Genomic DNA, 20027 nt, shown 5'->3' on the forward strand with positions numbered 1-20027 from the left:
GATCGAATCAGTAACACGTGTCAAAAATAGGTTTACGTATAAGTTCACTATAATTAAGGCAAACGTTTTCGTTACTCACCTTAATGTGTTTGTCGAAATTTGTATAACTTTGCAATAGTTATTATACATAACTATTGTAAGCGATTCAATCATTTTTTTTAACGTTTTCATTTTAGACAAAAATATATGACTTTTTACACATGCTCTGCCTTTACTAAGCGTTGCAAGTGCATCGTTAAATAAATACTTTCAGCTTCATATACAGGTAGTTGCAACTCTTTTTGCATGACCTTAACTAGCTTCCAAGCCAAGTTATAGCAAACTGGATACTCCGCCTTTAATAAATCAGCAAAACTTTGCGATTCCTCTACTTTTTCTCCTTTTTTCACCCTCTCAATAGCATATTGAAGATGACGAATAAGACGTAAATAATGAATGCTCTCTTGATCTAATGTAATTTGTAAGTTTGTCTCAATTAAAGATACAAGTTGTGCAATAAGACGGGAGTTTTGATTAACTGAAGATAAATCAGAATTTGTAAGCGAACTGTAAATGTGCAGTGCAATAAAACCAATTTCTCCTTCAGGCAATGTAATTTGCAAACGAGAATTTAAAAGTTCTACAACACCTTCCGCAATTTCATATTCCTCTGGATAGAGCATTTTTGTTTCAACTAAAAAAGGGTTATCAATTGTAAGTCCTTGTTTTAACCTTTTAATCGCAAATGAAATATGATCTGTTAACGCAATATGAATATGTTCATTTAGTGGAGATTTCGCTTTTCCTTGAATGTACAGCATAATATCGTTCATCAATTCAATTAATTTTTCACTAATATGCGGCACTAATAATTTGTATTGTTCACGATCACGTTCATTTTTTAAGACAAACATTTTTTCGATTTGTTCTTGCTCCAATACATCTTTCGCTTTTTTCCCAAATCCAATTCCTTTACCAATCACTACTACTTCCTCGTGTTCCGGATGGCTAGCAATGATGACATTATTATTTAAAACTTTTTTAATTTCTAGATAATTACTCATATAACACCACCCTCGTACTTAAATAGCCTACTTTTATGTTACAGAATATTCTTCTTTGTCGTCAATGTAAAACATCTGCCATTTAATAAAAATTCATTTTTTAGACATGTTTATATATGATGCGTATAATGTAAGAGCAACTGTACATAGAAAGGAGATAACAGCATGATTAAAATGTTTGTAAGTGATATCGATGGTACAATGATGCAACACGGAGGTCTTATTGATGAACAAGATGTTGCGGCACTGCGCAGCCTTGCCGAACAAAATGTTATTCTTTGCTTCGCTTCCGGAAGACTTGATAATGAAATTGCAGACTTAATGAAAGCTGTGAATACAAATTTTCATCGTATTAGTGTAAATGGTGTTTTTGTATATACACATGAAAATAAACAACTATTATCTGCAACTTTTGATTCCAGCATACTTCCCGATTTGTTAGCTATGACGAATGAAGAGCCTTATTTCCGTTATGTAAGTGATGAGCATAATTATTACATTGAAGAGAAAACACCTTTTATTCAAGAACTTGAACAACAAGTAACTATGACTTCTGTTGAAGAACCAAACTTACTACAGAAGATTGATGATACAATTTTCCCAAATAAAATTTCTGTCGGCGGAACAAAGGAGAGCTTACAACTCCTTCAGAAAAAAATTGATGAAAAATTCCACGGGAAAGTTAGTACTTTCATCTCAGCAGAACAATGTTTAGATGTAATGCCACCGAATGTTAGTAAAGGCTCTGCCATTTCTGTTTTATTAAATGAGTTTCAAATAAAACCTGAGGAAATTGCTTGTATAGGGGATTCTTACAATGACATTCCTATGTTTTCTTTAACTCCTCACAGTTTTGCTATGTCACAAGCAGATGATGCAGTAAAAAATCACGCTCACTATGTAGTAAATCACGTCAAAGATGCTGTTAACCACGTAATTGCTCATAATAAAAATACGACTCATTCCTTATAAGGATGAGTCGTATTTTTATTTCTTTACATGTTAACCATTTTCAATTCCACTGTACTTCACAAACTGAAATATACTATTTGTTACGTGCGATATTCGTAATAAATTTATAACGATCTCCACGATAAATACATTTCACGTACTCTAGCGGTACCTCACCTTCTGAATATGACCATTGACGCATTACAAGTACAGGCGCCTTTTTAGGAATATGCAGATGTTCAGCTTCATTTTCCGTCGCAACGGAAGCTTCAATTGACTGAGTAGCGCTAACAAGTTTAAAGCCCAGTTTTTTCTCTAAATGTTCATATAAAGATTGTTGCAATATCTCTTCGTTAATATCTTTTACAAGAGCTGGCGACAAATATGTCGTCTCAAAAGCAATCGGTTCATCATCAGCTAAGCGAATACGCCTCACTTCATAAACCGATTCCCCCTCCTGTATTCTCAACCGGTCTGCTATTTTAGCAGTAGCTGGAACTAGGCGGAAACTAAGTAATTGACTACTTGGGTTCATCCCACGAGAAATCATGTCTTCTGTGAATCCCGTCATTCCTTGCAATTTTTGTTCCACTTTCGGAAGTTGGACAAATGTTCCAATTCCACGCTTCCGATATAAATAGCCTTGTTCCACTAAATTATTAATCGCCTGTCTGATTGTCATTCGACTCACTTCGAACTTATCACAAAGTTCATTCTCAGATGGGATTTTATCTCCCGGCTTCCATTCGCCGTCCTCAATTAGCTGTTTCACCCACTCTTGAATCTGATAATAGATCGGAAATGGTGAATACTTGTCGATGTTCATCAGCAATCGCCTCACTGCATAAAGATAGAGCTTCTTGATCAGCGATTACGGTTACATTCGGATGACGTTGTAAAACTGTAGCCGGACACTCTTCACTATATTCACCTTGCAATAATTCTTTAACAGCTTCTGCCTTTTTAGAACCCATAGCAACAAGTAGAACTTGTTTCGCTTTCATAATGCTTCCAATTCCCATTGTAATCGCATGAGTTGGCACATCTTCTTCTTTTTCGAAGAAGCGAAGGTTTGCTTGGCGTGTAGATTCTGTTAATTCAACAATGTTTGTTGGAGAATTAAACGGTGTTCCTGGCTCATTAAATCCGATGTGACCGTTTTCACCGATTCCAAGAATCTGTAGGTCAACTGGGTTAGCAGCTAGAATGCTCTCGTAACGTTTGCACTCTTCCTCTAAATCACTTGCCATCCCGTTTGGTACATAAGTTTGTTTAAATGGAAGATGATCAAACAACTGTTCTTGCATGAAATAGTGATAGCTGTTTTTATCTTCATGTGGTAAATTTACGTACTCATCTAAGTTTACAGTGGTTACACGGCTTGTATCAAGTTTATTTTTTCGCATTTCTGCATAAATACCTAATGGAGAGCTTCCTGTAGCCATTCCTAATGTTGGATTTTCTTTTGTTTTTACAACTTCTTCAATTAATTTATAACCTGCTTCTGCTAGTTCTTCTGGAGTTTTTACAACAAGAATATTCATTTAATTACTTCCCTTCCTTCATATGAATTCCTAAACGAACCGTATCATATACATGTAAATCTTCATTCATCACAACAAAGTCTGCATCTTTTCCTACCGCTAATGCACCTTTATTATTTAATCCAAACTCTTCTGCTTGGTTAACTGATGTCATCAGTACTGCATCTTCGATTGAACAACCTGTAAATTCAATTACATTTCGGAAAGCTTGATCCATTTTTAGAATACTACCAGCTAACGTTCCATCTTCTAATCGAGCACTACCATCTTTTACATGTACTGGCTGTCCGCCAAGCTCATATAATCCATCTTCAAGACCTTTTGCACGCATTGCGTCAGTAATAACACTTACTTTTTTTGGTCCTTTTAACTTATATGCTAATTTCACCATATCAGGGTGAATATGAATACCATCTGTAATTACTTCAACCATTACATCTGGATTTAATAACACATGACCAACAACTCCTGGTTCACGGTGATGTAATCCACGCATTTGATTGTATAAATGTGTTGCATGTGTAATTTTTCTATTTTTTAGTTGCCCATCAATTGCATCTGTATGCCCCATTGTGCCAACTACACCAGTTTCAGCAAGATATTGTTCAAACTCTAATGCTCCCTCTTCTTCTGGTGCATATGTTACTAATTTAATTAAATTCCCACTTGCTTCTTGCCATTGTTTAAATTGCTCAATATTTGCAGGAACGATATGTTCAAGTGGTTGTGCACCTGCACGTTTCTTTGAAACATAAGGTCCTTCTAAGTGAATATATTCGAAATGCGCTCCTTTTTCTTTTGCTTCTTTTGCAGCAGTTAACGCTGCTTCAATTGCCTCTGGAGCTTGTGTCATTGTTGTTGGGAAGTAAGTTGTAACCCCTTCTTTTAACATTTCTTTACCTAGAGTTACTAACCCATCGCTATTTGCATCCATCGCATCAATATCGTATCCACCATGAATATGAACATCGATCATACCTGGAATTACAATCTTCCCTGTAGCATCAAAAACAGTTTCATTTTCTTGTGGTACATATTGAGCCATCAAACCAATTTCTTTAATGGTTTCTGCGTAACGAATAAATCCGTTTTCCACTATTTCTTGACCTGTGTAAATTTTGGCATTGATGACAATTTGCGTTTTCATTTTCATCGATCCTTTCCCATGAATTACCTACTTGTTATTATTACCTTATTCGCCTAGTTCCATCTTAATATACACACGAGTAGTTGTCTATACATTCTAATAAAATTTCCTTTTTATTCAACAGAAAAGGAAATTTCTTACGTCTCTTATAATTATAATATATATTATTCATTTTTCCAAAAAGGGACAGTATCGCCCCCCTAATATAGAAATCACTTCAATAATGGCATTAACCCGCTAGACTCTAACATAATATGTTCACCATCTGTTTCCATTTCTACTGTACTTTTATTCGTTCTATATACCATTATACCGTGCCTTTTTAAGCGTTTCACTACACTTTGGTGAGGATGTCCATACGGATTACTACTCCCGTACGACAAAATAGCAAACTGCGGTTCCACTTTTTTTATAAACGTTTCACTTGTTGAAGTATATGAGCCGTGATGCCCCACTTTTAACACATCTGCATGGACATCAAATTGTTTTAATATTTCATGTTCTGTCCGTACATCCGCGTCACCCATTAATAAAAAATCCGCTTTTCCATATCGCACCTTTAAAACAATTGAGGATTCATTATTTTCATCTTTTGATTTCCCGTTGTTTAATACTTGTATAGAAACATGTGGATCCAGCGGTATATATTGTCCTTCCTTTACTGAAACGAAAGGTATCCCTCTTTTTTTTATATTATTCCGATACGTATGATAAGTAAGAGAACTATATGTTTTTCCGCTATCTAATATAAGCGATACCGGCATTTGCTCTACAATTGGAATTAACCCCCCTATATGATCCATATCGGGATGCGTACTGACAATTACATCTAAATGATTAATCCCTTTCTCAATTAATTTCTGAATAATAACCTCTCCTGCTTCATAAGGTCCTCCATCAATTAACATTGTTTGTCCATTTGGCATTATAATAAGTGTTGCGTCACCTTGCCCCACTTTTAAAAAGCTCACTTTCATTTTACTAAGATGTTGCCGATGCATATGTAAAGGAGACGTAGTATGAATGGACATCATATACCTTTTAGCTGATGCGCTATTTAAAGAAAAACATAATAAAACAGAAACTAATAATAAAATAATCCGCATACCTCTCATAACTCGTCTCCTTTTTTCATTTAGTATGGCACTGTAAATAATTGATATACAAAAAAAGCTTAGCAAAATGCTAAGCTTTTATTTCGATATCTCTTGTAAGGAACCGAAGAATAAATCTGCTTCATTCATTTGTTCATTCTCTTCAGAAAGCGGTGGTAAATCATCTAATGTTTTCAATCCAAATGTGTCTAAAAATTCTTTTGTTGTTCCGTATAAAATAGGACGCCCTGGTCCTTCTGCTCTTCCCATTTCTTTTATAAGTAAATGTGAAACCAACGTTTGTAACGCCTTATCAGTTTTAACTCCTCTAATCTCTTCCATTTCAGTCCTTGTGATTGGTTGGCGATATGCAACAATCGCTAACGTTTCGAGGGCAGCTTGTGAGAGTGAAGCAGCTGTTGGTGTATCTATTAATTTTTGATAATATGAAGCATGTTCTTTCTTTGTAGCAAAACGATATACTTTTGCATACTGTACAATTTGCAAACCACGGTTTGCACCTTCACATTCTTGTTGCATTTCTTCTAAAATATTAATTGCTTCATTCATTTCAATTTCAAGAACTTTCGCTATTTGTTCTGGATAAATCCCTTCATCACCAGAAACAAATAAAAGGCCTTCAATAATTGACTTTTGTTCTTTCCTATCCATTTCACGAGCTCCTTCCTTCTATTTTCTCATAAAAATACACATCAAAAAACCGAATCACAATTAATGCGTTCGGTTCAATATTTTTTCTCTTGTTCCAAACGATACATTAAAACATAGCATGAGATAAAATGTTGCTATCCCATTTTCACATACTTGCTCTATGCAGATTTATTAGAGCTTGATACGAAAATTTCATCAAAATTATGTTCTTGCTCAATTATGATTTGTTGATTTTTCATAAGTTCCAGAACTGCTAAAAATGTTACAACCATTATTTCACGTTCATCATCAACAAACAAATCATAAAAACTTTGGCGACCACCCTTTATTTTTAACTGTTTTAAAATATCAGTCATTCGCTGTTCAATTGGTATTTCTTGACGAGTAATACGTGTTGTTACAGGTTTTTTTGCCTTTTTACGGCGCATTAATTTTTGAAATGCTGCTAGCATATCATATAACGTAACATCAAGAGGTAAGCTTGTCTCCTCTTCTTGTTGCAACGATGTAAAGTCAATTGGTGGACGTGTATATAGCTGTGCTCTTTCTTGTTCTCTTTCTTTTAACTCAGTAGCAACTTGCTTATATTTCTTATATTCAATTAACCTCTCCATCAATTCTTGACGAGGATCATCTATAAAATCATCACCGTTATCAAGTACATCTTCTTCATGTTTCGGCAACAACATCTTACTTTTAATTTGTAATAACGTTGCAGCCATTACTAAATACTCACTTGCAACATCTAATTGAAGTTCTTTCATCGTATGCACATAAGATAAATATTGCTCTGTAATATCTGCTACAGGAATATTATATATATCAATTTCATAACGATGTATTAAATGTAACAATAGATCTAACGGCCCTTCAAAAGCCTCTACTTTAAAATTATATTGCACAAAGCATCCCACCACATTTTTTCTATAACAACATAAGTATAGAGCATACTCATGTTCTATCCAACCTTTTTAAGAAATTTAATTAAAAATAGACCGATGCCTATGTCATCATGCCCACCACTTCATATGATAACAGTGTAGTAAGAACAATGTAGGAGGTCAAAAAACTATGGGTCACGTTGATTGTGGTTTTAGCGGTGGGTTCGCATTACTTGTTGTACTGTTTATTTTACTAATTATTGTAGGAGCAGCTTGCTTCTGCTAATATGAACAATAACGGCTAGGGGGAAACCTCCTAGTCGTTTATTGTTCATATTTCTATGATACACTTATATGTATAACCGTTAGATAGGAGCGAGAAAACATGTATCCTACCGAATACATACAATTTTTAATTCATTTCCATGGAGATTATGACTATTTTGAATGCCACGAAATACTAGAAGAGTATTGGAAGACAAAACCAAGAGGTAATCGTGATCATTACTTAGTTGGTCTCATTCAAATTGCAGTTTCTTTATACCACCAAAGACGTGCTAATTGGAATGGTTCTACAAAAATGATGAAAAGCGCAATTACAATTTTAGAAAAAAGCGGTGTGCCTTTACAACGTTTAGGAATTAATCAAGTACAACTTCTTTCCTTGCTCAATGAAAGATTGCAATCTATCCATAAAAAAGAACGTTTTGTACCTTTATTTTTACCCTTATCAGATTCATCGTTAGAGAAGCAGTGCATAGAGTTATGTCAAAAACAAAACCTCCCTTGGAAAGACTTGAATGCTATCCCAGGTGAATATATTATAAACAAGCACACTTTGCGTGATCGCACAGAGGTCATTACTGAACGAAACGAACAATTACAAAAAAGAAAGCAGAGATAATAAACTACTTATCTCTGCTTTCACGAATGTATATTTTGTTCTAGCCCTTTACATTTTTCGCAAAAACTTGCTGTTTGCTCATTTCCGCAAATTGTAAACTCAAGAAATTTACTCTTTAACTCTTGAACCATCTTCGTCCCAATCCCCACATGACGGTGAGACGGGTTCACACTCAAATGCTGAATTTCTAATACTTGATTCTCTTTTTTTACAATCCCCATTATTCCAACAAAATCTTCATTTTCTTTCCACAAATACAATTGCCAATCATCTTTTGCTTCATATTCTTTCATTGTCAATTGTAATGTTTTCACATCTTTTTCAGTTGGCATAAACGAAAGAAGCCCCATTGCAATTTTTTCATAACTTTTTTTAAAACGAATTAACATAACCCTTATCCCTTCTTACAAAAGTTACAAACTAGTAATCCCCTCAATCACTCTTTTCATATCACATTCATTTTACAATATTTTCAACAGAGTGAGAAGAGTCTAAAACAACTTGATAATCATACAAAGCGAAAAGAAGAAAGTCAAATCTATGTTTCAGCACTATTCCTTTAATAAATAGAGTTAAAAAAAGAAAATTTTATATGGAATGGAAAGAAACATATCATTCAACAGCACTTCATTTATAGTTACTCTAAAGCAGCACAATTCTAGCAAAATTAATATAACAAAAAATATTTATTGAAACATATAATGTAATGTATTCTATGTAATTGGTTAAAGGTTTGTTCTCACAAGCAATATATTTTAGCAACAATACTACTTGTATGATGAGCTGTAGAAGTAGTACTCAATCTCATTAAAAATAAAAAAGAGAGCAAAAGCTCTCTTTTTCCTTACCTTATTCTTCCCAAACTTTAACTTCTTTCATTACATCGCCTTGACGCATTTTTAATACTGTTTCAATACCGCTTGTTGCTTTACCGAATACAGTATGAACACCATCTAAATGCGGCTGTGGCTCATGAACGATAAAGAATTGGCTACCGCCTGTGTTACGGCCAGCGTGAGCCATAGAAAGTGATCCTACAAGGTGTCTATGAGGGTTTCCATCAGTTTCACATGGAATAGAGTATCCTGGGCCACCTGCACCTGTACCTGTTGGGTCTCCACCTTGGCTTACGAAGCCAGGAATAACACGGTGGAATGTAACACCATCATAAAATCCTTGCTCTGCTAATTTTTTAAAGTTTTCTACTGTTTTCGGTGCTTCTTCTGGGAAAAATTCCAAGTCGATTTTTTCACCGTTTTCCATTAATATGTATCCTAAAGTTTTCATACGTATATGTCTCCTTTCAAGTATCTCAGCACTATATTACCACATTCATGACTAGAAACAAAAAGAATCCGACAATCTAGATACTTCTTTTTTGAAATGTGGAAAAAGCTAGGTGACAAATAAGAAATATATACTATAATAACTTTGTTGCCCGAAAATTTTAGAAAGAGAAAGGGAGCGATTTTTCGTGAAAACGAAATTACTAGCTCTGCTATTAGCTGTAACGGTATTTATGATGCCAACAGCTTCGTTTGCAGACATCATCGAGGGAGAATCAATTGTTACATTAGGAGAGAACTTATCTGAACAACAAAAACAAGATCTGTTAAAAGAAATGAAAGCACCGAAAGATGCTACAATTATTACTGTATCTAATGCGGAAGAACATAAATTTCTAGAAGGCATTGTTCCAAAAGCACAAATTGGTACGAGAGCAATTTCTTCTTCTATGATTACATACACAAAACCAGGATCTGGTCTTATTGTACAATCAAAGAACATTAACTGGGTAACAGATGCAATGTACACTAACGCTTTGATTACAGCAGGTGTAAAAGATGCAGAAATTCAAATTACTGCACCTTTTAAAGTTTCAGGAACTGCAGCTTTAACTGGATTAATGAAAGCATACGAAACTGCGTCCAATAAACAAATTCCTGAAGAAGTTAAAAAAGTAGCGAATGAAGAAATGGTACAAACAGCCCAGCTTGGTGATAAAATTGGTGAAGAAAAAGCAGTTCAACTTGTTGCAAAAATTAAAGAAGAAATTGCAAAAGAACAGCCAAAAACAACAGAAGATTTACGTTCATTAATTAAAAAAATTGCTGATCAACTCGGCATTACATTGACAGATGAACAGTTAGATAACTTAGTATCGTTATTTGATAAAATGAAAAATCTTAATATCGATTGGAATCAAGTTGGTAGTCAATTAAACAAAGCAAAAGAACACGTTTCTGCCTTCTTAGGTTCTGAAGAAGGACAAAGTTTTCTAGATAAAGTGAAAGATTTCTTCTCAAGTATCATTGATTTTGTTAAATCTTTATTCAAGTAAAAAAGAAGCCCGCCAGTGACGGGCTTCTTTTTTTATACAAGTAACGGTAATTTCATAACAGCCTCTTCAACCGAACGCACTATATGATTTGCTTTCTCCTTTACATATGGATGGGCATGATGAAGAGTAAATGAATGCGGGGTTACTTCAAACATAGAAATATCATTGAAAGAATCTCCAATACAAGCAACTTCATTTGCTTCAATTTGCAAATGGTCCATTAGTCGCTTTAGAGCACTCCCCTTACTCACGCCTCTTGGCATAATATCAACATAGCGTTTACCTGATATAAAAACTTCCGCTTCGCCTTGAAACATATCTCGTAGCTCTTGATCTAACGTCACAATTTTCTCTTCTTCTCCAAAAACAAACAATTTTGCAGGGTGTACAGTCTTACCAAACTCTTCTTCTAACGCTTCAATTTCAGCGATATGCACGCCCATATACGCTTCAAAATTATGGTGATGTTCATTCTTCCTTTTTGTATATCGCTGCTCATTTGCACAAACAATATCCGCTAGTCCTTTTTTATGTATATATCGATATATTTCCTGGGCAACCACATTTTCAAAACTCGATTCATGAAATAAATTTCCATCCGGAAGCAACATTGTCGCTCCATTTAAGCCAGTTGTGTAATATGGGAATGAAAACCTTTTTACAACTTCATCAATTCTGTGTGTAAAGCGGCCAGAGGCAAAACAAATATTTGTCCCTTTCTCAGCTAACCAACACAGCGCACGTTCATCTTCTTTTTGCATATGATTCACATCGTAAACGAGCGTGTCATCTAAATCACTTACAAATAATTTAATCATGTCCTCTTCCCCTTCCATACACAATATCTACTCTAAGTGTACACAAAAAATGTTTGATTTTTGTTAAAAAATAATAAATTTTTGCTAAAAAAAAATAAACGGGTGTATAATCCCGTTTATTTTTGTCTTTTTACATTTTGAGGTCTTACAATACTTGGTCGTACTTTTAAACTAGACATCGTTGGACGGAGTAAAATTTTTGTTAATGCGCCCCAATCAAATGGTAAAAACGGCCATAAATAAGGTGTTTGTAAACTTTTTATAGACGTTAAAAATAAAATTAATATCGTCATACCAATTACAAATCCCATCTCATGGAAGAGGCCTGTTAAAATAATAACAAACAATTTCCCAACCTTATTCCCTAATCCTAATTCATAACTCGGTGTTGCATATGCACCAATCATCGAAACTGCTACATACAAAATCACTTCTGGCACAAACAAACCTACATCAATTGCAATTTGACCAATTAATATAGCGGAAATCAACCCTGCTGCAGACGATAACGGCGTTGGAGTATGAATGGCTGCCATCCTTAAAAACTCAAGTCCGACCTCTGCCATTAACACCTGTAATAAAATTGGTAAATGCGTCATCTTAGTCGGTCCAATAAAAGCAAGATTTGCTGGCAAAAGAGTTGGATCAAATACAAACACTAACCAAAATGGTAATAAAAATAACGAGAATATAACACCTAAAAAGCGCACCCAGCGTAAAAATGTACCGACAGCTGGATTTTGTCTAAACTCTTCCGCGTGCTGTAAATGATGAAAATATGTTGTCGGTGTAATCATAGCACTTGGCGATGTGTCAACAAGTACTAACACATGTCCTTCTAGTAGATGATTTGCTGCTACATCTGGCCTTTCTGTATATCGAATAAGTGGGAATGGGTTATAGCTTTGCTTTACAACAAATTCTTCTACTGTTTTATCCGCCATCGTAATTCCATCTACATCGATGTTATTTAATTCTTGTTTTATAATCTTTACTAAATCTGGATTTGCAACATCTTGAACGTATGTAATACAAATATCCGTTTGTGATCTATCTCCTACTCGAACCATTTCATTTCGAAGACGTGGATCTCGAATTCTTCTACGGATTAATGCTGTATTTACAACGATATTTTCAACAAATCCATCCCTTGCACCGCGTACTACCTTTTCGGTATCTGGTTCTGTCGGCGTTCGCCCTGGATAACTACGAACATCGATTGCGAACGCTTCCGTTTCACCTTCCACAAATATCACGATGAGTCCTGATAATACTTGGAGCATTACCTCATCCATCGTTTTCACTTTACTTACTTGTTGATGGATTAAGCGATTCTCTAAAAGCTTCACTGTATCTTCTTCTACATCCCTTATCTCATTTGTATCCACCGCTTCTTCTAAAATAGGGATAATATAATTTGTATCACAAAGTCCGTTTACAAATAACACACCAATTTCTTTATTCAAAATTTGAAATTTACGAATACCAACATCGTATGTAACGCCTAGTCCAACTGTCTGCTTTAAATAATTTTCATTGTCACTTATGAAAGTTGATATAGGGATATCCACTTTTTTAGGCTTCGTCATAAAAACCACTCCTTTCCAAAATTAATTGAATTGCTTTCTTCGTAATAGGTGATCCCCTCTCCCATTCATCATTTCCACACATCTTACCAATGTCACCGACTCCAACGATGACAGGAACATTCAAGTCATCTAAACAATAAATTGTATCTCCGCTAATTCTGCCAATTTCACCATCTGGAAGTCCAAATTTATCAACACCGTATTCGGTTAAATTCCCGTTCCGATCTACACTTACATCTACACGTGCCCATTCCCAATGATGCGTATTAGACGCTACCGCTAAAATACCGAGCACATCAATTTGTTTATGGGTAGCCACATATTTTAAAGCCTTTTCACCAGATCCTTCTCCAATAAATCCACTGTCATCAAACATGACAAATACAGGGTCATATGGCGTTTGCATAATAAGCTCAACAACTTTTTTCCCTGTCAATTTGGTTGGATTACTTTGTGATGCTGAAATACACCTTCCCCCAAATTCCTTCGTTAAAAGCTCAATTGTCCGCTTTGCATATTCATCTCCATCTGTGACCAAAACAACCCTTCGTCTCATTTGATTTATCCTTTCGGTTTACATATAAGTGCTATAAAAAACGAAAACAATATCGCTGCGGAAATGCCCGCAGACGTTAAACTAAACATGCCAATACCAATTCCTAAATATCCATGTTTTTCTGCTGCATGCATTGCTCCGTGCAATAGTGAATGTCCAAAACTTGTAATAGGGACTGTTGCTCCAGCACCTGCAAACTTTATTAGTTTATCGTACAATCCAAATCCATCTAAAATTGCTCCGATGACTACAAAAGTTGCCATTAAATGAGCTGGTGTTAACTTTACGAAATCTAACAATAGTTGCCCAATTAAACAAATAACTCCACCTACAAGAAATGCATATATAAAATCCACAATTCACTCTCCTTTAACTCTCTCAAATACGACACCATGTGCAATTGTTGGAATCGTTTCCTTCTGTTGCATCATCATCGGGCTTAATAATGCACCAGTCGCAACGACAAAAATTCGTTGTAAATTCCCTTTTTGCATCTCGTGTAATAAATGACCATATGTGACAACTGCTGAACAAGCGCAACCACTACCACCTGCAAACACTTCTTCTTGACTTGATTCATAAATCATCAATCCACAATCATTGTATATATGTCCAAGATCATAACCTTCCTCAAGTAAAAGTTGTTTCGCAATCGGCGTCCCAACAGCTGATAAATCACCCGTAACAATCAAATCATAATCATCGGCACTTCTTCTTAAATCTTCAAAATGTTGTTGAATTGTATGAGCTGCTGCTGGAGCCATCGCTGCTCCCATATCCAAAGGATTTGTGATTCCTAAATCTTGCACTTTTCCAATTGTAGCCGACGTAATTTTAATTGCACTTTTTTCATTGCTAATTAATATAGACCCTGCACCAGTCACAGTTGAATTTGCTGTCCCTGGCTTTTGTCCACCGTACTCTGTTGGATAGCGAAATTGTCTTTCAGCCGTTGCATTATGACTACTTACTGTAGCTAAAACACGATTTGCAAATCCACCGTCTATAAAAGCTGAGCCAACTGCTAAAGTCTCCATAGACGTCGCACAAGCGCTAAACATTCCTAAAAAAGGAATGCCCCATTTACGCGCAACATAATTTGCTGTCACTGTTTGATTTAATAAATCTCCCGCTAAAAAGAAATCAATTTGCGATGTTTTTATATTCCCTTTTTGCACTGCTTGTTGAATTGAGTCTGACATTAATCTTCGTTCGGCAAGCTCCCAATTTTCTTCTCCACAATGCAAGTCATCATATGAAGTATCAAATTTTTTCCCAAGAGGGCCCTCAGCTTCTTTCGGACCGACAGCAGTACCCGTTGCATTCACATATATATCATTTTGAAATACCCACGTTTGTTTTCCGGTCAACCTCATACTAGCCCCTCCTTTAAGACATAAAAATTTTAAAGGTATACCTTATTAACCCAATGATATATGCACCAACAACCCCAAATACAATCACACTTCCTGCCAGTTTAAACATATTTGTAGCAATCCCTAGAACAACCCCTTCGCTCTTATGTTCTAAGGCAGCGCTCGCCATAGAATTTGCAAATCCTGTTACCGGTACCGCTGATCCTGCTCCAGCAAATTGACCGATTTTATCATATACACCACACCCTGTTAAAATCGCGGATAATAAAACAAGGGTTGCAACAGTTGGGTTTCCTGCCTCTTGTTCACTGAAGTGAAAATAATGTATATAAAATTTCATCAATACTTCTCCAACTGTGCAAATGAGTCCACCTACAAGAAATGCTTTGATACAATTTAGTAAATAGTTTGGCTTTGGATGATACTCCTTCACTTTATTTATGTAATCATCCTTCAATTTCTGACTTGTCATTTATATACTGCCTCCTACTTTACGAAATAAATCCAGTGAAACAACGATCCTATTACTTTCCCAAGTACAAGAGCAACGAGTAAAACAATAATCTTCCCCTCTACCCCTACTCGTTTCGCTAAAATAGGTAGAACATTTAACACCTCTGTTAATGCCGCAGCAAGCATTCCGATGAATGTGCCACAAAATATCCCTAATATAACGAGCCAATATTGCGACGTTTGAAATGTAATGTTTTTCAAACTGCACCAAGCCCCTGTTAAAGTACCTGCAATGACTGCCCACTCAAAATATTGAATATGCTTTCCACTTCTCGTTAATTGAGCTAAACGGGGGATTATACCAAGTACAGCTAAAAATGCGACATATCCGCTACCTACCGCAATCCCTCCAGCTAAACCAATTAAAATAACAAATCCAGACTCAATCATCGGCAAGTTGTTTCATATTATCCTTGTTTTCATTAACGATTACATACTGATCAAGTGACTGTTGGTATTGAAACATCTCAACTTCTAACGGACTCGGCTCTTCATTAATTCGCTTTTGAAATACATGATTAAAGAATAAAACCATCCCTAAGCCAAGACCTAAAGAATAAGGAATTTGAAATAAAAGTGGTTGTGCATTAAATTCTCCAGTAATCATGTAATATAACCGTTGATGTACTTGTTGCATACTTACATCTTCATGGAAATAAATGATCGCAAGGGCCGCTCCAATGAACAGTAACAGCCATACAAGCCCGAAAAAAATTGGGTGTGTCTTCTTTTTTTCGTATATAATTTCAACAAGAGTTTGTCCAGAACCGAGTAAATTAATTTGTACGTGAGATGCTTTCTGTTGAATAATCTCAATTACTTTCATAACATCAATTACAACATGCGTCTTATCATGCGCTGTTATTTTGTAAACTATCTCATTTTGTAACAACTCAACTACGGAAGAATCTCCGGCAAGTTGAGCAACATCGCCCAGCTTTACTTCATAAGTAGGAGAAACTTTTAAACGATTGCGCATTTTAATATAAATCGTTTGTTCCAACTTTCATTCACCCCTTCACTCTTCCTCGTAGTTGTAGTATGGTTATTGAATTTTTTTCTAATACAATTTTTTCATAAAAAAACATCTGCACCATTTCGGTACAGATGTTTTTTACTTATGCCTTTTTCTTAAATAAGTTTGCAATACTTAATGCAAGCCCTCCCCAAATGACTACTATTCCAATAACCATCATCATAATCGCTGATCCACTCATTATGAAACACCTCGATCTTTCCATTCTTTTTCAAGCTTGGCAGAATCCGAATGAATTTGTGCATCCCATTTTTTCAGGCCAATGATTATTGCAACTATGAGGAATGCTGCTGCTATCGACCAACCATACGTTACAACAAACTCAGTCGGATAATCTCCGTAGTTCTTTTTAATATTTTGGATTGTACCATCAATTAGCATATACCCTAACATAAGCGGAGTAATAACGAGTAAACTCACTCTCCAAAACGTTCCTAATTTAATATCAGATACAAAGTTTGCATGATTTTGATAAACTGGTAAACGGCGTAAAATGAGTCCTATCGTAACTACTTCCGCAAGTGCAATTGTAATTAATCCGAAATTATTAGCGAAATAGTCGACAACATCTAAGAACATAAGTCCACCACGTGTTGCAAAAACAAGAGAAACTAACACGAGAAGGGTTCCCATAATTCCAATAGTTTTTTCCCGACTTAAACTGAATTTTTCAGATACAGCGGCAAAGCATACTTCCGCGAGTGAAATAAGTGATGTAATTCCAGCAACCGTTAACGATAAGAAAAATAAAACACCAAACAACGGTGACATCGGCAATTCATTAATAATTTGGGGAAATACTACGAACGCAAGCCCAACGCCAGCACTTGCTACTTTATCAACCGGTACTCCCATATTATTTGCCATAAATCCAAGAGCTGCAAAGACCCCAATACCTGCTAATAATTCAAATCCTGAGTTTGCAAATCCAGTAATAAAGGCATTATTTGTTGTATCCGAGTTTTTCGGTAAATAACTAGAATACGTAATCATAATTCCAAATGCTAAAGATAAACTAAAGAATATTTGACCGTAAGCAGCAAGCCATACTTTCCCATCAAAAATACGACTCCAATCTGGTTTAAAGAATGCATCTAGTCCTTGCATAGCACCTTCCATCGTCACTGCACGAACAACGATAATAAGGAACATAACAACTAATAAAGGAATAAATATACGGTTAACAACTTCGATTCCTTTTTTAACTCCTTTAAATGCAACGCCAAGCACAATAATCCAAACGAGAGCTAACGGAATTAATACTTCTGGTACAAGTCCTCCAAATTGTCCTGGCTTATCTGCAACATGTAAGTACTCTTTAAATAAAAATGATTGCGTGTCTTTTCCCCATGCTCCAGTAATTGCAAAGTATGTATACGATATAGACCAAGCAATAATCACTGCATAATATGTTGAAACAATAAATGTTACGCACATTTGCCACCATCCAATAAATTCTGCACGCGGGCTAATACGGAAAAATGTAAGTGGTGCTGAGCCACGATGACGATGACCAAGGGCAAACTCAAACGCTAACAATGAAATACCAGTCGTTAATAATGCAAATAAATACGGTAAAAAGAATGCTCCTCCTCCATTTTCATACGCTGTATAAGGAAAACGCCATATGTTTCCTAATCCAACGGCAGATCCGACCGCTGCGAAAATAAATCCAGCTCTCGTTCCCCACTGTTGCCTCGTTTCCATGTTTCCTTCCCCCTTTATGACAAGTTCATACTTGGATTATATTTTAAATTTACTAAATTATCAATAAATTCTGTTAATTTTTGCGAAAATTAACATCTCTCTCCTATTAACGGCATAAAAAAATCGAATAGACAATTATTCGTCTATTCGATCTTTCATCTGTTTTAATATTTTCTTTTCAAGTCTTGAAACTTGTACTTGCGAAATGCCTATGCGCTCGGCTACTTCTGACTGTGTTTGATCTTTATAGTAACGCAAGTATACAATTAAGCGCTCTCGTTCATCTAGTTCTCTAATCGCTTCTTTTAAAGCAATTTTATCGAACCATTTCGTTTCAGATTGATCTGCAATTTGATCTAAAATAGTGATTGGATCTCCATCGTTTTCATATACAGTTTCATGTATAGATGAAGGGGCCCGGCTCGCTTCTTGTGCTAGAACAACTTCCTCTGGCGTTAGTTCTAGTGCCTCTGCCACTTCATTAATCGTTGGAGCCCTTCCGAATTCTTTCGAAAGCTCATCTCTCATCTTTCGAATTTTGTTTCCTGTTTCTTTTAAAGACCTACTAACTTTCACTGATCCATCATCACGTAAGAAACGTTGTATTTCACCAATAATCATTGGAACTGCATATGTTGAAAATTTCACGTCGAAAGATAAATCAAATTTATCTACCGATTTCAAGAGCCCAATACATCCAATTTGAAATAGGTCGTCTGGTTCGTATCCTCGATTAAGAAACCGCTGTACAACCGACCAAACGAGGCGCATATTACTTTGAACGATTGTATCTCTCGCTTGTTGATCTCCATCTTGACTTTTTTGAATTAACGCTTTTAGCTCGTGGTCCTTTAACTGAGGTTTCTTCTTCTCATTTTTGACCTCTATGTCCATAGGCTATTCTCCTTAATTGCATAGAGCGTTACTATTTGATAAGTATTTTGTCAAATGGATTGTTGTCCCGAAAGATTCGTTTGAAATAACTTCTACTTCATCCATAAAATTTTCCATGATAGTAAATCCCATTCCGGAACGCTCTAATTCAGGTTTAGTTGTAAAAAGGGGTTGTCTCGCTTCATCTAAGTTAAAGATTCCAATCCCTTCATCTCGAATCGTGAGTTTCACCATTGCTTCTTCCAAAATTACAGAAATATAAACAATACCTTCTGCATTTCCTTCGTATCCATGAATAATTGCATTTGTAACCGCTTCTGACACAACTGTTTTAATCTCCGTTAATTCTTCCATCGTTGGATCTAGTTGTGCAATGAAAGCCGCCACAGTAACGCGAGCGAACGATTCATTTTGACTTAATGCTGAAAATTGAAGGTTCATTTCATTTCTCATCTATGCCACCCCCAACGTCGCGAGCGCGTGCGCTTCACTTTCTTCTAAGCGAACGATTTTGAATAAGCCCGACATTTCAAATAAACGCTTAACAGGCGGTGAAATTGCACAAACAACCATTTCTCCACCTAATCCCTTTACGTGTTTATATCGGCCTAATATAACACCTAGACCAGAACTATCCATAAAAGATAAGTTCTCTAGGCTCAAAACAATATGATGAACACCATGTGTCTCAATCATATCTGTTACTTTCGTTCGCAACTCTTCAGCCGTATGATGATCTAATTCACCCTCTAGTCTCACACATAGGACGTCACGTTTTACTTCTAATTGCATGGAAAGACTCACACGATTTCCTCCTTATGCTCAAACTTTACTTATTCACATACATAAAGATTTTCGTGATACAAAATAAGAATCCTTCCTGCTGACAAAAGAAGAACTATTTCGTCATAAAGTGAAACCTTTCAGCATTATTCACTTATATACGAATAGAAAAGCGGCA

The 20027-nt window shown here is 35.7% G+C and carries 26 protein-coding genes; 4 read left to right on the plus strand and 22 right to left on the minus strand.

The window, feature by feature from the left end; all coding sequences use genetic code 11:
• Positions 1 to 194: 194 nt before the first annotated feature.
• A complete protein-coding gene (gene glcT, locus NST90_RS19075) occupies positions 195 to 1043 on the minus strand; it encodes a ptsGHI operon transcription antiterminator GlcT (protein ID WP_000073858.1) in 849 nt (282 codons plus the stop codon).
• Between the two features lie 165 nt (positions 1044 to 1208).
• On the opposite strand from glcT, the gene NST90_RS19080 reads away from it, so the two are divergent.
• The gene (locus NST90_RS19080; protein WP_000594248.1) at positions 1209 to 2015 is read left to right on the plus strand and encodes a Cof-type HAD-IIB family hydrolase; all 807 of its coding nucleotides are present in this window, start codon (positions 1209 to 1211) and stop codon (positions 2013 to 2015) included.
• 73 nt (positions 2016 to 2088) lie between these two features.
• On the opposite strand, the gene phnF is transcribed toward NST90_RS19080, so the two are convergent.
• The 6 genes from phnF to scpA all read right to left on the minus strand — a co-directional run bounded on the left by phnF (position 2089) and on the right by scpA (position 7353).
• A complete protein-coding gene (phnF, locus tag NST90_RS19085) occupies positions 2089 to 2820 on the minus strand; it encodes a phosphonate metabolism transcriptional regulator PhnF (RefSeq protein WP_021727649.1) in 732 nt (243 codons plus the stop codon).
• Positions 2750 to 3538: a glucosamine-6-phosphate deaminase gene (nagB, locus tag NST90_RS19090; protein ID WP_001024210.1), complete on the minus strand. Its 789-nt coding sequence runs from the start codon at positions 3536 to 3538 to the stop codon at positions 2750 to 2752. Before nagB ends, phnF begins: the two co-directional genes overlap by 71 nt.
• Before the next feature lie 4 nt (positions 3539 to 3542).
• Positions 3543 to 4685, minus strand: coding sequence for an N-acetylglucosamine-6-phosphate deacetylase (gene nagA / locus NST90_RS19095; RefSeq protein WP_006928115.1), 1143 nt, complete (start codon positions 4683 to 4685; stop codon positions 3543 to 3545).
• 212 nt (positions 4686 to 4897) lie between these two features.
• Positions 4898 to 5800: a ComEC/Rec2 family competence protein gene (locus tag NST90_RS19100; RefSeq protein WP_001214830.1), complete on the minus strand. Its 903-nt coding sequence runs from the start codon at positions 5798 to 5800 to the stop codon at positions 4898 to 4900.
• Between the two features lie 78 nt (positions 5801 to 5878).
• Positions 5879 to 6451, minus strand: coding sequence for a segregation/condensation protein ScpB (gene scpB, locus NST90_RS19105; protein WP_000375168.1), 573 nt, complete (start codon positions 6449 to 6451; stop codon positions 5879 to 5881).
• A gap of 158 nt (positions 6452 to 6609) precedes the next feature.
• Positions 6610 to 7353, minus strand: a complete 744-nt coding sequence (gene scpA, locus NST90_RS19110; RefSeq protein ID WP_001199753.1) for a segregation/condensation protein A — start codon at positions 7351 to 7353, stop codon at positions 6610 to 6612.
• A 169-nt stretch (positions 7354 to 7522) separates the two neighbouring features.
• On the opposite strand from scpA, the gene NST90_RS19115 reads away from it, so the two are divergent.
• Together NST90_RS19115 and NST90_RS19120 are read left to right on the plus strand one after the other, a co-directional pair.
• Positions 7523 to 7618: a YjcZ family sporulation protein gene (locus NST90_RS19115; RefSeq protein WP_000510194.1), complete on the plus strand. Its 96-nt coding sequence runs from the start codon at positions 7523 to 7525 to the stop codon at positions 7616 to 7618.
• Between the two features lie 99 nt (positions 7619 to 7717).
• Positions 7718 to 8236: a DUF309 domain-containing protein gene (locus tag NST90_RS19120; RefSeq protein ID WP_000283596.1), complete on the plus strand. Its 519-nt coding sequence runs from the start codon at positions 7718 to 7720 to the stop codon at positions 8234 to 8236.
• Between the two features lie 20 nt (positions 8237 to 8256).
• Here NST90_RS19120 and ribT read toward each other — a convergent pair whose 3' ends face one another.
• Positions 8257 to 8625, minus strand: coding sequence for a GNAT family N-acetyltransferase RibT (gene ribT, locus NST90_RS19125; RefSeq protein ID WP_000908401.1), 369 nt, complete (start codon positions 8623 to 8625; stop codon positions 8257 to 8259).
• A 460-nt stretch (positions 8626 to 9085) separates the two neighbouring features.
• Positions 9086 to 9523: a peptidylprolyl isomerase gene (locus NST90_RS19130; protein ID WP_000853782.1), complete on the minus strand. Its 438-nt coding sequence runs from the start codon at positions 9521 to 9523 to the stop codon at positions 9086 to 9088.
• A gap of 187 nt (positions 9524 to 9710) precedes the next feature.
• On the opposite strand from NST90_RS19130, the gene NST90_RS19135 reads away from it, so the two are divergent.
• Positions 9711 to 10577, plus strand: coding sequence for a DUF1002 domain-containing protein (locus tag NST90_RS19135; RefSeq protein WP_283748083.1), 867 nt, complete (start codon positions 9711 to 9713; stop codon positions 10575 to 10577).
• 32 nt (positions 10578 to 10609) lie between these two features.
• Here the strand turns inward: NST90_RS19135 and NST90_RS19140 are convergent, their stop codons facing one another.
• From NST90_RS19140 to spoIIAA, 13 genes are all read right to left on the minus strand, one after another.
• Complete coding sequence (locus tag NST90_RS19140; RefSeq protein ID WP_002024734.1) at positions 10610 to 11413, minus strand: Cof-type HAD-IIB family hydrolase; 804 nt, start codon at positions 11411 to 11413, stop codon at positions 10610 to 10612.
• Positions 11414 to 11511: 98 nt separating this feature from the next.
• Positions 11512 to 12984: a spore germination protein SpoVAF gene (spoVAF, locus tag NST90_RS19145; RefSeq protein ID WP_000165595.1), complete on the minus strand. Its 1473-nt coding sequence runs from the start codon at positions 12982 to 12984 to the stop codon at positions 11512 to 11514.
• A complete protein-coding gene (locus NST90_RS19150; RefSeq protein ID WP_001254415.1) occupies positions 12971 to 13540 on the minus strand; it encodes a stage V sporulation protein AE in 570 nt (189 codons plus the stop codon). Before NST90_RS19150 ends, spoVAF begins: the two co-directional genes overlap by 14 nt.
• Before the next feature lie 5 nt (positions 13541 to 13545).
• The gene (gene spoVAE / locus NST90_RS19155) at positions 13546 to 13896 is read right to left on the minus strand and encodes a stage V sporulation protein AE (RefSeq protein ID WP_000345916.1); all 351 of its coding nucleotides are present in this window, start codon (positions 13894 to 13896) and stop codon (positions 13546 to 13548) included.
• A 3-nt stretch (positions 13897 to 13899) separates the two neighbouring features.
• On the minus strand, positions 13900 to 14916 hold the full coding sequence (spoVAD, locus tag NST90_RS19160) for a stage V sporulation protein AD (protein WP_006921412.1): 1017 nt from the start codon (positions 14914 to 14916) through the stop codon (positions 13900 to 13902).
• A gap of 13 nt (positions 14917 to 14929) precedes the next feature.
• Positions 14930 to 15388 (minus strand): stage V sporulation protein AC, encoded by a 459-nt coding sequence (spoVAC, locus tag NST90_RS19165; protein ID WP_000203810.1) that lies wholly within the window; start codon positions 15386 to 15388, stop codon positions 14930 to 14932.
• A gap of 14 nt (positions 15389 to 15402) precedes the next feature.
• Positions 15403 to 15819 (minus strand): stage V sporulation protein SpoVAB, encoded by a 417-nt coding sequence (gene spoVAB, locus NST90_RS19170; RefSeq protein ID WP_000572936.1) that lies wholly within the window; start codon positions 15817 to 15819, stop codon positions 15403 to 15405.
• Entirely contained in the window at positions 15812 to 16432 is a 621-nt protein-coding gene (locus tag NST90_RS19175) for a stage V sporulation protein AA (RefSeq protein WP_000438369.1), read from the minus strand. The genes spoVAB and NST90_RS19175 overlap by 8 nt, the downstream gene beginning before the upstream one ends.
• 115 nt (positions 16433 to 16547) lie before the next feature.
• Positions 16548 to 16646, minus strand: a complete 99-nt coding sequence (locus tag NST90_RS19180; RefSeq protein ID WP_000016826.1) for a methionine/alanine import family NSS transporter small subunit — start codon at positions 16644 to 16646, stop codon at positions 16548 to 16550.
• On the minus strand, positions 16646 to 18172 hold the full coding sequence (locus tag NST90_RS19185; protein ID WP_000450088.1) for a sodium-dependent transporter: 1527 nt from the start codon (positions 18170 to 18172) through the stop codon (positions 16646 to 16648). The genes NST90_RS19180 and NST90_RS19185 overlap by 1 nt, the downstream gene beginning before the upstream one ends.
• 135 nt (positions 18173 to 18307) lie before the next feature.
• The gene (gene sigF, locus NST90_RS19190; RefSeq protein ID WP_000350729.1) at positions 18308 to 19066 is read right to left on the minus strand and encodes an RNA polymerase sporulation sigma factor SigF; all 759 of its coding nucleotides are present in this window, start codon (positions 19064 to 19066) and stop codon (positions 18308 to 18310) included.
• A 12-nt stretch (positions 19067 to 19078) separates the two neighbouring features.
• Positions 19079 to 19519: an anti-sigma F factor gene (gene spoIIAB, locus NST90_RS19195; protein ID WP_001243398.1), complete on the minus strand. Its 441-nt coding sequence runs from the start codon at positions 19517 to 19519 to the stop codon at positions 19079 to 19081.
• Complete coding sequence (gene spoIIAA / locus NST90_RS19200) at positions 19520 to 19870, minus strand: anti-sigma F factor antagonist (RefSeq protein ID WP_000059135.1); 351 nt, start codon at positions 19868 to 19870, stop codon at positions 19520 to 19522.
• Between the last annotated feature and the right edge of the window lie 157 nt (positions 19871 to 20027).

The sequence above is a fragment of the Bacillus sp. FSL E2-8900 genome (genome assembly GCF_037966225.1).
GTDB lineage: Bacteria > Bacillota > Bacilli > Bacillales > Bacillaceae_G > Bacillus_A > Bacillus_A cereus.

Bases quoted from the DNA above. Each gene is read 5' to 3' on its own strand.
- glcT (WP_000073858.1), bottom strand. From the start codon at position 1,043: ATGAGTAATTATCTAGAAATTAAAAAAGTTTTAAATAATAATGTCATC.
- NST90_RS19080 (WP_000594248.1), top strand. From the start codon at position 1,209: ATGATTAAAATGTTTGTAAGTGATATCGATGGTACAATGATGCAACAC.
- phnF (WP_021727649.1), bottom strand. From the start codon at position 2,820: ATGAACATCGACAAGTATTCACCATTTCCGATCTATTATCAGATTCAA.
- nagB (WP_001024210.1), bottom strand. From the start codon at position 3,538: ATGAATATTCTTGTTGTAAAAACTCCAGAAGAACTAGCAGAAGCAGGT.
- nagA (WP_006928115.1), bottom strand. From the start codon at position 4,685: ATGAAAACGCAAATTGTCATCAATGCCAAAATTTACACAGGTCAAGAA.
- NST90_RS19100 (WP_001214830.1), bottom strand. From the start codon at position 5,800: ATGAGAGGTATGCGGATTATTTTATTATTAGTTTCTGTTTTATTATGT.
- scpB (WP_000375168.1), bottom strand. From the start codon at position 6,451: ATGGATAGGAAAGAACAAAAGTCAATTATTGAAGGCCTTTTATTTGTT.
- NST90_RS19115 (WP_000510194.1), top strand. From the start codon at position 7,523: ATGGGTCACGTTGATTGTGGTTTTAGCGGTGGGTTCGCATTACTTGTT.
- NST90_RS19120 (WP_000283596.1), top strand. From the start codon at position 7,718: ATGTATCCTACCGAATACATACAATTTTTAATTCATTTCCATGGAGAT.
- ribT (WP_000908401.1), bottom strand. From the start codon at position 8,625: ATGTTAATTCGTTTTAAAAAAAGTTATGAAAAAATTGCAATGGGGCTT.
- NST90_RS19130 (WP_000853782.1), bottom strand. From the start codon at position 9,523: ATGAAAACTTTAGGATACATATTAATGGAAAACGGTGAAAAAATCGAC.
- NST90_RS19140 (WP_002024734.1), bottom strand. From the start codon at position 11,413: ATGGAAGGGGAAGAGGACATGATTAAATTATTTGTAAGTGATTTAGAT.
- spoVAF (WP_000165595.1), bottom strand. From the start codon at position 12,984: ATGACGAAGCCTAAAAAAGTGGATATCCCTATATCAACTTTCATAAGT.
- NST90_RS19150 (WP_001254415.1), bottom strand. From the start codon at position 13,540: ATGAGACGAAGGGTTGTTTTGGTCACAGATGGAGATGAATATGCAAAG.
- spoVAD (WP_006921412.1), bottom strand. From the start codon at position 14,916: ATGAGGTTGACCGGAAAACAAACGTGGGTATTTCAAAATGATATATAT.
- spoVAC (WP_000203810.1), bottom strand. From the start codon at position 15,388: ATGACAAGTCAGAAATTGAAGGATGATTACATAAATAAAGTGAAGGAG.
- spoVAB (WP_000572936.1), bottom strand. From the start codon at position 15,819: ATGATTGAGTCTGGATTTGTTATTTTAATTGGTTTAGCTGGAGGGATT.
- NST90_RS19180 (WP_000016826.1), bottom strand. From the start codon at position 16,646: ATGAGTGGATCAGCGATTATGATGATGGTTATTGGAATAGTAGTCATT.
- NST90_RS19185 (WP_000450088.1), bottom strand. From the start codon at position 18,172: ATGGAAACGAGGCAACAGTGGGGAACGAGAGCTGGATTTATTTTCGCA.
- sigF (WP_000350729.1), bottom strand. From the start codon at position 19,066: ATGGACATAGAGGTCAAAAATGAGAAGAAGAAACCTCAGTTAAAGGAC.
- spoIIAB (WP_001243398.1), bottom strand. From the start codon at position 19,519: ATGAGAAATGAAATGAACCTTCAATTTTCAGCATTAAGTCAAAATGAA.